General features: G+C 42.4%; 12 protein-coding genes. 6 read left to right on the forward strand and 6 right to left on the reverse strand.

Annotation, left to right across the window (positions count from 1 at the left end):
* Window positions 1-63: 63 nt before the first annotated feature.
* Entirely contained in the window at window positions 64-414 is a 351-nt protein-coding gene (locus HBH39_RS02085; RefSeq protein ID WP_167675162.1) for a hypothetical protein, read from the forward strand.
* Between the two features lie 220 nt (window positions 415-634).
* Here HBH39_RS02085 and fis read toward each other — a convergent pair whose 3' ends face one another.
* From fis to prmA, 3 genes are all read right to left on the reverse strand, one after another.
* Window positions 635-940 (reverse strand): DNA-binding transcriptional regulator Fis, encoded by a 306-nt coding sequence (gene fis, locus HBH39_RS02090; RefSeq protein ID WP_011635942.1) that lies wholly within the window; start codon window positions 938-940, stop codon window positions 635-637.
* 23 nt (window positions 941-963) lie between these two features.
* Window positions 964-1,926 (reverse strand): tRNA dihydrouridine synthase DusB, encoded by a 963-nt coding sequence (dusB, locus tag HBH39_RS02095; protein ID WP_167675164.1) that lies wholly within the window; start codon window positions 1,924-1,926, stop codon window positions 964-966.
* A gap of 231 nt (window positions 1,927-2,157) precedes the next feature.
* Complete coding sequence (prmA, locus tag HBH39_RS02100) at window positions 2,158-3,039, reverse strand: 50S ribosomal protein L11 methyltransferase (protein WP_167675166.1); 882 nt, start codon at window positions 3,037-3,039, stop codon at window positions 2,158-2,160.
* Window positions 3,040-3,244: 205 nt separating this feature from the next.
* Here prmA and HBH39_RS02105 point away from each other — a divergent pair, with 205 nt between their 5' ends.
* The 5 genes from HBH39_RS02105 to rhlP all read left to right on the forward strand — a co-directional run bounded on the left by HBH39_RS02105 (window position 3,245) and on the right by rhlP (window position 8,930).
* Window positions 3,245-4,138 (forward strand): LysR family transcriptional regulator, encoded by an 894-nt coding sequence (locus tag HBH39_RS02105; RefSeq protein ID WP_167675168.1) that lies wholly within the window; start codon window positions 3,245-3,247, stop codon window positions 4,136-4,138.
* 211 nt (window positions 4,139-4,349) lie between these two features.
* Complete coding sequence (locus HBH39_RS02110) at window positions 4,350-5,093, forward strand: fumarate reductase cytochrome b subunit (RefSeq protein ID WP_167675171.1); 744 nt, start codon at window positions 4,350-4,352, stop codon at window positions 5,091-5,093.
* Between the two features lie 20 nt (window positions 5,094-5,113).
* Window positions 5,114-7,102, forward strand: a complete 1,989-nt coding sequence (locus HBH39_RS02115) for a fumarate reductase flavoprotein subunit (protein ID WP_167675173.1) — start codon at window positions 5,114-5,116, stop codon at window positions 7,100-7,102.
* Window positions 7,099-7,839 (forward strand): fumarate reductase iron-sulfur subunit, encoded by a 741-nt coding sequence (locus HBH39_RS02120; protein ID WP_167675175.1) that lies wholly within the window; start codon window positions 7,099-7,101, stop codon window positions 7,837-7,839. The genes HBH39_RS02115 and HBH39_RS02120 overlap by 4 nt, the downstream gene beginning before the upstream one ends.
* A 218-nt stretch (window positions 7,840-8,057) precedes the next feature.
* The gene (gene rhlP / locus HBH39_RS02125; RefSeq protein WP_432280133.1) at window positions 8,058-8,930 is read left to right on the forward strand and encodes a rhombotarget lipoprotein; all 873 of its coding nucleotides are present in this window, start codon (window positions 8,058-8,060) and stop codon (window positions 8,928-8,930) included.
* Window positions 8,931-9,118: 188 nt separating this feature from the next.
* Here the strand turns inward: rhlP and HBH39_RS02130 are convergent, their stop codons facing one another.
* The 3 genes from HBH39_RS02130 to trxA all read right to left on the reverse strand — a co-directional run bounded on the left by HBH39_RS02130 (window position 9,119) and on the right by trxA (window position 12,962).
* Window positions 9,119-10,846, reverse strand: a complete 1,728-nt coding sequence (locus HBH39_RS02130) for a tannase/feruloyl esterase family alpha/beta hydrolase (RefSeq protein ID WP_167675179.1) — start codon at window positions 10,844-10,846, stop codon at window positions 9,119-9,121.
* A gap of 312 nt (window positions 10,847-11,158) precedes the next feature.
* Entirely contained in the window at window positions 11,159-12,424 is a 1,266-nt protein-coding gene (gene rho, locus HBH39_RS02135; protein WP_167675181.1) for a transcription termination factor Rho, read from the reverse strand.
* 211 nt (window positions 12,425-12,635) lie between these two features.
* Window positions 12,636-12,962, reverse strand: a complete 327-nt coding sequence (trxA, locus tag HBH39_RS02140) for a thioredoxin TrxA (protein ID WP_167675182.1) — start codon at window positions 12,960-12,962, stop codon at window positions 12,636-12,638.
* Window positions 12,963-13,040: the final 78 nt, after the last annotated feature.

Raw genomic sequence — 13,040 nt, forward strand, 5'->3', positions numbered from 1 at the left:
ACTAATGTTGTTCAAAAAGAGGCTTAATATCAGCCTCATTATTTATTGTCTATTGTCAAAGGAATGGAAATTCAAGCTAGATTATTTTTGTTAATGTCAGTTCTGTTTTTAACTGCTTGTAACAGCACAATTAATAATACCCGAATTGAAAAAAACAAATCACTTGATGTTAATCATGCCATGCCGGAATGTGAAACCTTGTTAGCGCAACTCTCTTCTGTTGATGAGATTTACTTTTTATGTGACAAAGGCGATGTGGTATTTACCAAAGACCTTGGTCAGTCTTGGCAGCATGTGATTAAAATCGATATAGCGGATATGCAACTTAAGTTTAATGAGTTAGTTGAAGCCACCAAAGCGGAAAAGTTGAAACAACAAGCAGAAGTAAAATCACAAGATAGTACTCAGCTTTAACGGAATACGGGTTAATTTCAATGCTGGGTATTTAACTGAATACGCAACAGAGCCACCATAAACAGCTTGCTATGTAGGCTGTTTAACATCCCTAAAGGATGGATTGGGCTGAAAATCGTAACAGTGAAAACATGTGTGACGCTATGCATATTCTGATAGCAAAAACGGGCTCCCCATTGCTGGAAAGCCCGTTTTATTACAATCACTTAGACGTTAAGTCTTAGTTCATGCCGTATTTCTTTAGCTTCTTGCGTAAAGTACCACGGTTGATACCTAACATGTTCGCAGCGCGCGTTTGGTTGCCACGAGTGTGTTGCATGATGATGTCTAGTAATGGTGCTTCTACTTCACACAATACCATCTCATAAACTTCTGAAGCTTCCTGACCGTCTAACTGAGAGAAGAAGTTAGTTACGGCGCGTTTTACTGCGTCACGTAATAACTGCGGCTTGATAGTGCCGTTTGCTGTTTCGATTTTGCCTACGGTAAGCTGGTGAACTTCTGTGTTAGTTGTCTGATCAAACATTCTATTCTGCTCTTTAAGTAATTCTACACTAATTCTTCAAAATAACATTCCACAAAGGAATGCTGTTGGACAGCGGTTTCAAGCCGATTGAAGTCAGCTCGTAATTGTCGCTGTTCTTCTTGGTTTAGGTACCATCCGATGTGTTTTCTGGCAAATCGGACACCTTTGTACTCGCCATACAGGTCATAAAGTTTATTAAGGTGTTCAAGCATCACTAAGCGTTGCTCTTCTGCCTTAATTGGCGCTAACTTCTCACCTGTTTCCAAGTAGTGCTGGATTTCTTTAAAAATCCAGGGCCTTCCTTGTGCACCTCTTCCTATCATCACCGCATCGGCACCCGTGTAATCAAGCACAAACTTGGCTTTCTCTGGGCTGTCGATATCGCCATTGGCAACGACAGGAATCGAGATATTCTGTTTTATTGCTTTAATAGTGTCGTATTCAGCAAAGCCTTTATACATGCATTGTCTGGTGCGGCCATGAACCGCTAACGAAGCAATGCCACTATCTTGGGCAATTTGGGCTATTTGGATCCCATTACGATTATCTGGATCCCACCCTGTGCGAATTTTTAAGGTAACGGGCACTTCAACTGCTGCGACCACGGCTTGTAAAATCTCTTTTACTAACTCGGGGCTTTGCATTAGTGCTGAGCCTGCTAGCTTTTTATTCACTTTCTTTGCTGGGCAGCCCATATTGATATCAATGATTTGCGCACCTTGTTCAACATTGAACTGAGCTGCGTTGGCCATTAAATCAGGATCTGCACCGGCTATTTGTACGGAGCGTATTCCTTCTTCGCCAGAGTGCGCCATGCGCACGCGGCTTTTTTCCGAATCCCAAACCTCAGGATTGGACGACAACATTTCTGATACTGCTAAGGCTGCACCATAACGTAAACAAAGGTTGCGGAAGGCTTGATCGGTGACACCTGCCATTGGTGCCACGATCAGCTGATTTGACAGTTGATAGGGGCCAATTTGCATTGCGCTATTTCACCTTGCTCTTCAAAGGGGCGCTATAGTAGCCCTTTTTTACGGGCTTGAAAAGGTCAATAAATGACCTAAACAAAACTTTTTTACTTGACTTTTGATCTTAGGCAACGAATTGGTCAATTTATTACAAAATTGACCAATTGGTTATTGCTTTCGAGTGTTGGTGCGTGTTGCAGCGAGGTAGTGGACTCGGTTATTAGGTGTTTTATGAATGTAAATGTGTTATTTGCGGATACCAGTTAAGCGGCTCCAGTCTTCTTTGTGACAAACGGGGTCCATCACAAACCATTGACTGTAAAAGTCAGCCACTTCTTTGGCTTGCTCTTGTAGTAAGCCTGATAATGCTAATTTGCCACCGGTTTTTACTTTATCTGCAATTAAGGGGGCTAGCTCTTTTAGTGGCCCAGCAAGAATGTTGGCTACCAGTACATCAGCTTGTAAGTTTGCGGGCTGATCTTCAGGAAGATATAACGCCAGCTTATCAGCCACATCATTACGTTCTGCGTTGGCTTTTGAAGCATCAATGGCTTGATAATCAATATCGACTCCGGTGACTTTTTTAGCGCCAAGCTTGATGGCGGCAATGGCTAAAATGCCTGAGCCACAGCCAAAGTCGATCACTTCTTGGTCTGATAAATCTAAGCTGTCTAACCATTCTAAACAAAGTGCGGTAGTTGGGTGAGTGCCCGTACCAAAAGCTAGGCCAGGATCAAGGATTACATTTACTGCTTGTGGATCGGGTATTTCACGCCAGCTTGGGCAAATCCACAAACGCTTACCAAATTGAATGGGGTGGAAGCTGTCCATCCATTCGCGAACCCAGTCTTTGTCTTCGACTTGCTCAATTTTATGGGTAAAGTTTTTACCTAAAAAGGGCATAGATTCTAAAAACTCAATGGTTGGCGCTAAGTCTGTGCCTGCGTCAAATAGTGCAATTAATACGGTATCTTGCCATAACGGAGTTTCTCCGAGTTTTGGCTCAAAAATAGGTTCGTCTTGACCATCTTCATAGGTAATAGACACTGAACCTTGATCCATTAATAACTCGCCAAGCATGTCGGCATGATCGCGATGGGTGTGAATGCGTAATTGGATCCAAGCCATGAGATTTTCCTAACTGATTTTAACAATAGACATAATTTGGCCGCTATTATAGCCGATGCAATTGCGTGGTGGCAGGTTTTCGTGATGATACAAATCAAAAGTCAGTTACGATGAATTGTTTGGGTGGATGTATAGATTAATCTACCTGTATTTATCAAAAAAATTTTGTTAATAATAAGGAAACTGACAACAAACTTGTGCTGATATGTTGACTGATGATTTAAATTTGTTTGTACGCGTGGCAGATTGCGGCAGTATTGCTGCTGCGGCTATTGAGCTAGATATTTCATCTGCTGCCGCCAGCGCGGCATTAAAGCGTCTTGAAAAACAATTAGATACCATTTTATTTGTTCGCACAACTCGTAGTTTGCGGTTAACGGCACAAGGTGAGCGTTATTTGATCCATTGCCGCCAAGCGTTAGACCAATTGTTGTTAGGTCAGCAAGCACTACTGAGTGAGAAGGGTAAAATATCAGGTGACTTGAATATTTCGGTGTCTTCTGATTTTGGTCGCAATGTCCTGTTACCTTGGTTAGATGACTTTTTAAATGCTTATCCTGAATTATCAATAAAGCTGGATATTGGTGACAATCTTAGTCATTTTTTACATGACAAAATTGATATGGCGTTACGTTATGGTAATCCGCCTGATTCAAATCAAGTTGCCTTTAATATTTGCCATACTCAGCGCGTGTTATGTGCCTCACCTGAGTATTTGGCAAAACATGGGGAGCCTAAAAAAGTTGCTGAGTTGTCGCAACATAATTGCCTTATTTTTAAAGTCGATGAGCGTGATTATGACTTGTGGAATTTTCGGCGAGATCAGCAAGAATATAAAGTACGGGTTAGTGGTAATCGTAGAAGTAACGATGCTGAAGTCACAAGGCGCTGGGCAGTGGCTGGTCAAGGCATTGTGTTTAAAGCGGCTCTTGATGTGGTGAATGATATAAAAAGTGGCAGGTTAGTCGCCATTTTAACCGACTATACCAGCGAGCCCGTTCCCCTTAGCTTGATTTGTCATGGGCGTGATCATGTTACCCCTGCTATGTTGCTATTACGCGATCAATTACGCCAACATTGCCAACAGTTATTAGCGTAGCGATTGTTTTGCAATATGTATGATGGGGTTGGTACTCGAAGCAATGATTATTTTGGCTCTCAAGGTCAATCGCTCAAAGTGTGATCAGTCTCTAAGTCCTATTTGATTGTCAGTGACTCATGCTGATTAATTGAGTGTTGCTAATTGATACATATTAAAAACTTGTTATGGTCACTATTCATAATGGTATTCTCATAGGATATGTAAATAGATGGCTGATACTCCAACGCCCTCAAAACCAAAGGTGACAGTACAAACAACCAAAGGTTTTTCTCATCCGATTTGGGCAGCAAGAGCAGATAGATTACAAAGCATGACCGGCGTGTTGTTGGGAGTGTTTTTAATTATGCATCTGCATTTCGAATCTAGCATCTTATTAGGCAAAGAAGCCTTTTATCATGTTGCGCAATTTCTTGAAGGCGGCATTTTCAGTGAAACCGGCCACGGTTATCCGCTACTTACACAAATATTTTCTGGGTTTATGCTCGTTGTGGTATTGCTCCATGCGGCATTTGCTTTACGACGTTTTCCTACTCAAATTGGCCAATGGCGTGCATTAAGAAATCAAATGCGTTTTTTACCCCATGAAGACACTAAAATTTGGTTCTGGCAGATGATCACCGGTTTCTTACTGTTCTTTTTGGTGCCAACGCATATTTTTACCATGATCACTAACCCTGAAATTGGCCCGCATCTGTCAGCTGAGCGGGTGTATGTTCAGAATGTGTGGATTTTATATATTTTGCTGTTACCCGCTGTGGTGATTCATGCGGTATTTGGTTTGTACCGTGTCGTCGTGAAGTGGGGCTTAATTGAGCGCCGATTTGCATTACTCAAATTTGCCAAAGTGATGTTGGCTTATTTAATGGTAATTGGTGTGGCCAGTCTAGTGGCATATATTGTCATTGGGCGGTCGCTTGAATTACCTGTAGTGCCATACGTGCCGATGCTGTAAGCGCCTGGAGTATAACTAGAATGAAAATTATCTACACCGACACCTTAGTCGTTGGCGCGGGCCTCGCCGGATTGCGTGTCGCCATCGCTTCAAAAGAACGGGGTCTTGATACCTTAGTGTTATCACTGATCCCTGCTAAACGTTCCCATTCTGCTGCCGCCCAAGGTGGCATGCAAGCCAGCCTTGGCAACACAGTTAAAGGCATGGGTGATGATGAGGATGTCCATTTTCAAGACACGGTAAAAGGCTCTGATTGGGGCTGCGATCAGCAGGTTGCCCGTATGTTTGCCCATTGTGCTCCTAAAGCTGTGCGTGAATTGGCTAACTGGGGCGTGCCTTGGTCGAGAGTTACGAAAGGCGACCGTGAAGTTATTGTTAATGCTGAAAAAGTTACCCTAACCGAAGCAGAGCAAGCCCATGGATTAATTAACGCGCGTGATTTTGGTGGTACCAAAAAATGGCGTACTTGTTATACCGCTGATGGTACTGGGCATTCCTTGTTATATGCCGTTGATAATAAAGCGATATCAATGGATATTCCGGTGCATGAACGCATGGAAGCCTTAAAAATTATCCATGACGGCAAGCGCTGTCACGGGGTGATTGCTCGCTGTTTAATTACAGGTGAGCTTCGCGCCTATATTGCTAAATCAACCACCATCGCGACTGGTGGTTATGGCCGAATTTATGAAGTATCAACCAACGCTATTATTTGTGAGGGGATTGGCCAAGCATTGGCACTTGAAACTGGCGTAGCCACTTTAGGTAATATGGAAGCGGTGCAGTTTCACCCCACTGCGATTGTGCCCGTAGGGATTTTAACCACCGAAGGTTGTCGGGGTGATGGCGGAATTTTGCGAGATAAAGACGGTTATCGGTTTATGCCCGACTACGAGCCAGAGAAAAAAGAACTGGCATCCCGTGATGTCGTATCACGCCGTATGACCGAACATATGCGCAAGGGTAAAGGGGCAGATAGTCCCTATGGGCCACATTTATGGCTCGATATTACCTTACTTGGGCGCAAGCATATTGAAACCAACTTACGCGAAGTGAAAGAGATTTGTGAAAACTTTTTAGGTATTGACCCCGCCAAAGATTGGATCCCAGTTCGGCCTACCCAGCATTATTCAATGGGCGGGATCCGAACCAAACACACAGGCGAGAGCCCGCAGTTATCTGGTTTATTTAGTGTCGGCGAGGCTGCATGTTGGGATATGCATGGCTTTAATCGCTTAGGCGGCAATTCATTGGCAGAAACGGTTGTAGGCGGAATGATAGTGGGTAAATATGTTGCTGATTATGGTGAGCAACATCATTTAGAGGTTGATACCGCATTAATCGAGCAATTTGGCACAGTGTTACAAAAGGAAATTGATCGGTTAATTGATGGCGATGGCACCGAAAATCCGTTTGAGCTCAAGCTGGCAATGCAAAAAATCATGATGGACTATGTGGGCATTTTTAGAAATGGTAATGAGCTGCAAAAAGCCGTTGATGAGTTATCAGACTTGTTAGTCCGTTCACGTAATATTGGCATCAAAACCAAAAAGCGCCATGCAAACCCTGAGTTAGTTGAAGCGTTACGGGTGCCAAGAATGCTAAAGGTGGCACTAACCGTGGCCTGCGGTGCGAATGCGCGCACAGAAAGCCGCGGCGCGCATTCACGTGAAGATTATCCTCAACGTAACGATAAAGACTGGCTAAATCGCACCTTATCGAGTTGGCCTGATAGTAATGCATTAGTGCCTGAGCTGACTTATGAAGCCTTAGATGTGATGAAAATGGAATTACCACCGGGCTATCGTGGTTACGGGGTTGATAATGCGATTGTGCATCCTGATACGCAAAAACGTCAGCAACAAATTGATGCCATTCTTGCTGAGTTAGGGGATGTCGATCGTTATGCTAAACAAGCGGCAATTATGCCGTTTGAGCTACCAGAAGCCTTGCGTCCAAAGAATGAAAGATTATCTGACACCCTATCGGCTTTTGGAGACAAAGCATGATAAATACACCTAGAACAATTCGCTTTGACATCTTTCGCTATGATCCGCAAGACCCTCAAGATAAGCCCAAAATGGTGACTTATGAGGTAACGGAAGCGCCGGGGATGACAGTCTTTATTGCCTTAAATCAATTACGAGAAACCCAAGACCCATCCTTACAATTTGATTTTGTCTGCCGAGCGGGGATCTGCGGTAGTTGTGCGATGGTGATCAACGGCATTCCAACTTTAGCGTGCCGGACACTTACCGCGAATTATGCTAATGGCAACATCAAACTGATGCCACTGCCGGGGTTTGAGTTAATTGGTGATTTATCGGTTAACACGGGCAAGTTTATGCGTGAACTGGCCGAACGCCTGCAATTATGGTTACAACCCGATGGTGTTGAGAGTAATATTCACCGTATTGAAAAACCAATGGACCCCGAAGAGGCAGCTAAGCTTTATGAGCTTGAGCGCTGTGTTGAATGCGGGGTTTGCGTGTCTGCGTGTGCTACCAAGCAAATGCGAGACACTTTTGTTGGCGCAGTAGGCATGATGAAAATAGCCCGCTTTGAGTTAGACAGTCGTGATGCTCGCACCGCAGAAGATTTTTATCATGTCATAGGTAATCAAGATGGCGTATTTGGTTGTATGACATTACTTGGTTGCCAAGATGCCTGTCCAAAAGATTTACCTCATATGCAACAAATTGCCTACTTACGCCGAAAAATGGCACACACCATCGTCAGTTGTTGATCACCTTAGTTTATATAAAGCCGTTTAATTGTATTAGACGGCTTTATTTTTAAGGCCAATAAATCTTATAGAATTTAACAAGTTTTGAATAAATCCCATTATTGGGCTCGATGAGCCACTCAAAGTCAAACTAAACAATAAAAGGCAAACATAGATTGTTAAAACCAATTAACAGTGGCATTTTAGTCACTTGAATTTTGGCATGAAAGGATATGACTTTGAAAACAAAATGGATAACCATACTTGGGTTATGTGCATTAGCGAATTTGTGTTTAAGTGGGTGTGCAAGTCAACAAGTGAATACCAAAAGTAGCGTAATGGATTACTTATATCCAAAATCAGCAGATATGCAGGTTTCCCCAACTATCCCGCACTTAAATTTACCTCTGAGGGTGGGGGTGGCTTTTGTTCCCGTGAGTGATTCTCGATCATATGCCAATAACTTTTGGAGTGGACAAAGCTATGCTGGAGGCTTAACTGAAGCGAAGAAAACCGAGATTCTTGAGCATGTTGCCGACAATTTTAGGGGCTTAGATTTTGTCAGCAATATTGAGGTGATCCCTTCAGCTTATTTAACTGCAGGAGGCAGCTTTGCTAATCTTTCTCAGATCAAAACAATGTATGGCATTGATGTCATCGCACTCGTTTCTTATGATCAAGTGCAATTTACCGACGAAAGTGTTTTATCGCTAAGTTATTGGACAATTGTTGGGGCGTACATTGTTTCTGGCGAGAAGAATGATACCAATACTTTAATAGATACAGTGGTTTACGATATAGCCAGTCAATCTATGTTGTTCAGAGCTCCCGGTACAAGCCAAGTCTCTGGTCGTTCGACACCGATTAATTTAGCTGAAGAGTTAAGAGCTGATAGTCTAAAAGGATTTGAGCAAGCATCGATCAATATGGTTGAGAATTTAAAAACTCAATTAGCTGTTTTTAAACAGCGGGTAAAAGAAAATCCTGAACAAGTAAAAATCACCCGCAGTGAAGGCTATAGTGGCGCAGGTTCAGTGAGGCTATTTGACTTTATGTTATTGATGGGGTTGTTGTTGGGCTATCGATGGCTTTTTAATAGTGCTAGAAGCTAAGTTAGTTTAAACCTCTGTTTGCTAAACGCTATTGTCGCTGTGTTTCTGGCGTTTTAGTTTTATGATTCAATTGAAAAAAAAAGGCCGCTAACTTAGCGGCCTGTGACGTAATCTTAGATGATGAAGTTTGGTTTATCAGATTACAAAATTAACAAGTTGGGGGCTTGTTATCTCACTAAGCTGCGAGCTTATTTAGGGGCCACGCAGTTAAAACTGGCTGCTTCTTCAATATTGCCTGAGCCACTATAGGTTGCAATTTGTGGAAATGGGCATAATGGGCGCGTGCGAGTTACCGACCAGTCGCTCGGTAGCTCAGTGTTATCAGCACGAACAGCTGCCACAACGCTTTGAGGTTGAACACCTTGCTCTACCCAATCAACAAGTTTATCGAGCATATCAAATTGATCGGTAGCAGTACCGTTACCGCAATGATTCATACCGGGTACAAGATATAAGCGTGCAAATTCATCTGCAGCTCTGTTATTGGCATCTTGTAATTCCTCAAACCATTTAATGGTATCAGTTGGTGAAAATACTGCATCTGATGAACCGTGGACCACCATCATTTTTCCGCCACGATCTCGCATGGTGCTGAGGTTAGTCGCATCTGGCGGAGTCATAAAATCCATAGACGATTCAGTGTAGTTTTCATCGATAGCATAAATGCGTGCTATATCGGTATCCATATTAAATGAGTTAACAAATTCAAAGCTACCTGCTTCAGTGCGACCATCGTAAGGCGTTGGTGAGGTTGAGAAGATAAAAGCCACTGCGCCAGGATCACGCATCATTGCCATAAAAAATTCCCAGCCATAGTAATCATTGGTACCCATTCCAGCGTCGTAAGGAAAGTTACTATAGATAGCTTCGTCAGTATGGCTGTTACGAGGGCCGGACATAATGTTAGTTAATACGGTTTTCTGGGCATCCGTTAAACAATTGCCATCACGTTCACCACTGCAGCTTGGGACGTCACGGTTGAGATCGAAAGCCTCTTGGCAGCCAATAAGATCGTTGATCATGCCATCGCTAGCGCCATCTAAAGCGTCACATTGTTGTAAAACTTTGGCTGACACCAAAGCAAATTCTTGCTGAGTAAAGCCACTTTGAAGCGAGCTTAGTACATTTACCGCATCGACATCGACCAGAGTTGCATATTGTTGGATGCCATACATTTGAGACACAGCGGCTTTTGGTAGATTAAATCCGGGATTGCCGACTAAAAAGCCATCGTACATGTCGGCAAAACGGCTAGAGGCAACCATAGTGTGGCGGCCACCATTTGAGCATCCGCCAAAATATGAGCGATCTGGTTGTTTGCCATAAGCGGTTTCAATCAGTGATTTTGCCATAGGTGTTAGTTGAGCAACTGCGTTGTAGCCGTAATCTAATCGTGCTTGTGGATCAAGACCAAACATTGGCGTAGGGGCTTGATGGCCTGCATCTGAACTGATCACCGCAAAACCTTTATTTAATGCAGAAGCATTTTTATCTTCAGATATCATAAAGCGGCCCACCGCTTCTTTGACTGCGCCATCAAGTCCACCATTAGCTTGATAGTAAAAGCGGCCTGTCCAATCAACGGGTAGACGCATTTCAAAGCCAATATGATATGAGGCGTTATCCACTAATCCAACTCGCTCATTCATTATTCCCGTTACTAAGCAATGTGTTGGGGCTGGATAAATTTCGCCGCCAGCATATTCAACATCACCCGCTGCAATGAGTTCTGCTTTAGTAATGCTGGTGTCGGAATAAATAAATTGTTCAACTAGCTCGTTACACATAGATAAGGTTGCTGGAGTTGCAGGTGCCAGTATTGGCAGTGACTTGTCATCGGATGAACTATTACAGCCAAAAAGTGTGATGCATAAAGGGGTCGCGATTATGGGGAACCAAATATTTTTTGATTTCATCGTAGAGTACGTCCTATGTGAAGATATTTGTTACAAAACAAATACAATAAATATAGGTTAAATGTATTATGTTTGAATGTATGAGTAAATGTGATGGAGGTTGAAGTTGGAATTTGATCGCAAAGTTTTTAACTTGTGGTTGTTACCTCACAAATTTAACAACTTGTATTCATTAAGTGTGGTGTTTCTGGTAGGTAAGAGGCCTAGAACGGGAGAGATATCAAATTAAAGTGAATACTGCTGAATAAAAAATGCCGCTAATAAATTAGCGGCATTTTTTATTCAGATTACTGTACTCAAACGATAAGAGAATTAGCTCTTAGCACGTTTCATTGCAGTAAAGAATTCATCGTTAGTCTTGGTCATTGCCAATTTATCGATAAGGAATTCCATACCTGACACTTCATCCATAGGATTAAGAATTTTACGTAAAATCCACATCTTTTGTAGTTCATCAGGCGTGGTTAGCTTTTCTTCACGACGTGTACCAGAACGGTTAAAGTCAATCGCAGGGAATACACGTTTTTCAGCCGCTTTACGAGAAAGGTGTAATTCTTGGTTACCCGTACCTTTAAATTCTTCGTAAATTACTTCATCCATTTTCGAACCGGTATCTACCAGCGCTGTAGCGATAATGGTTAAGCTGCCACCGTGTTCAATATTACGTGCAGCACCAAAGAAACGCTTTGGACGGTGAAGTGCGTTAGCATCAACACCACCAGTCAGTACTTTACCTGATGATGGAATAACCGTGTTGTATGCACGAGCAAGACGAGTAATAGAGTCTAATAAAATGACCACATCTTTTTTGTGCTCAACTAAACGCTTGGCTTTTTCGATAACCATTTCAGCCACCTGAACATGTCGGCTTGCTGGCTCATCAAAGGTAGACGCAATGACTTCACCTTTAACCATGCGTTGCATTTCAGTCACTTCTTCAGGACGCTCATCGATTAGTAATACCATCAACACCACCTCAGGGTTGTTGTAGGTAATACTTTGCGCCATGTTTTGCAGTAATAAGGTTTTACCCGCTTTTGGCGGTGCAACAATCAAACCACGCTGACCTTTACCAATTGGAGAACATAGGTCAAGAATACGTGAGGTGATGTCTTCTGTAGAACCGTTACCACGTTCCATGCGTAAACGTTCTTCTGCATGTAATGGGGTTAAGTTTTCAAACAAAATTTTGTTGCGAGAGCTTTCTGGTTTGTCAAAGTTTACTTCTGACACTTTGAGTAAAGCGAAATATCTTTCACCTTCTTTTGGTGGACGGATCTTACCAAAAATGGTGTCACCGGTGCGCATGTTAAAGCGACGGATTTGGCTCGGTGAAACATAGATATCATCAGGGCCGGCTAAGTATGAGCCGTCAGAACTTCTTAAAAAACCAAAGCCGTCTTGAAGGATTTCGAGGACACCGCCACCGAAAATGTCTTCTCCGCTTTTAGCGTGGGCTTTTAAAATTGAGAAGATAATATCTTGCTTTCGAGCACGTGCCATGTTTTCTAGCTTCATGCTTTCAGCTAATGAAACTAAGTCGGATATCGACGTGTCTTTTAATTCTGTTAAATTCATTTGTGGGAGTCTTGTGTTACATGACAAAGCTTACCGCAACCAATCAGTAAGGGTTTCGAAAAAATTTATGATTGATAAACGAGAAGAGGTTTAATTGAAAAAATCTGAGATATAAATTAGCACTATCTGGTTATGACGTCCAGATTTTTAGCAGAAAAATGGCACAAATTGTTTAAAACTTGTGCCATTTATCATAATCAAATAATGATTTTTAGATTTTTGCGTCAATAAACTCTTTTAATTGAGTTTTAGAAAGAGCGCCAACTTTGGTTGCGACTAACTCGCCACCTTTGAACATTAATAATGTTGGAATGCCACGCACGCCGTACTTAGCAGGTGAGCCATTGTTTTGATCAACGTTTAATTTAGCAACAGTTAACTTACCTGCATACTCTTCAGCTATGTCATCTAAAATTGGGGCAATCATTTTACAAGGACCACACCACTCAGCCCAAAAATCAACTAACACCGGAGTGTTAGACTTTAATACGTCATTTTCAAAGCTGTCATCGCTTAGGTATACAATTTTATCGCTCATGTTGTTCTCCAGATTTGGTTCCATTGCTAGTTTATTAATGGCTTACCATGTATATTGGGTTGGTTGAAAAGCTTTTCA

Source organism: Shewanella aestuarii, from assembly GCF_011765625.1.
Taxonomy (GTDB): Bacteria; Pseudomonadota; Gammaproteobacteria; order Enterobacterales; family Shewanellaceae; genus Shewanella; species Shewanella aestuarii_A.

Coding starts and splice junctions, on each gene's coding strand:
- HBH39_RS02085 (WP_167675162.1), top strand. CDS start 64: ATGGAAATTCAAGCTAGATTATTTTTGTTAATGTCAGTTCTGTTTTTA.
- fis (WP_011635942.1), bottom strand. CDS start 940: ATGTTTGATCAGACAACTAACACAGAAGTTCACCAGCTTACCGTAGGC.
- dusB (WP_167675164.1), bottom strand. CDS start 1,926: ATGCAAATTGGCCCCTATCAACTGTCAAATCAGCTGATCGTGGCACCA.
- prmA (WP_167675166.1), bottom strand. CDS start 3,039: ATGGCTTGGATCCAATTACGCATTCACACCCATCGCGATCATGCCGAC.
- HBH39_RS02105 (WP_167675168.1), top strand. CDS start 3,245: ATGTTGACTGATGATTTAAATTTGTTTGTACGCGTGGCAGATTGCGGC.
- HBH39_RS02110 (WP_167675171.1), top strand. CDS start 4,350: ATGGCTGATACTCCAACGCCCTCAAAACCAAAGGTGACAGTACAAACA.
- HBH39_RS02115 (WP_167675173.1), top strand. CDS start 5,114: ATGAAAATTATCTACACCGACACCTTAGTCGTTGGCGCGGGCCTCGCC.
- HBH39_RS02120 (WP_167675175.1), top strand. CDS start 7,099: ATGATAAATACACCTAGAACAATTCGCTTTGACATCTTTCGCTATGAT.
- HBH39_RS02130 (WP_167675179.1), bottom strand. CDS start 10,846: ATGAAATCAAAAAATATTTGGTTCCCCATAATCGCGACCCCTTTATGC.
- rho (WP_167675181.1), bottom strand. CDS start 12,424: ATGAATTTAACAGAATTAAAAGACACGTCGATATCCGACTTAGTTTCA.
- trxA (WP_167675182.1), bottom strand. CDS start 12,962: ATGAGCGATAAAATTGTATACCTAAGCGATGACAGCTTTGAAAATGAC.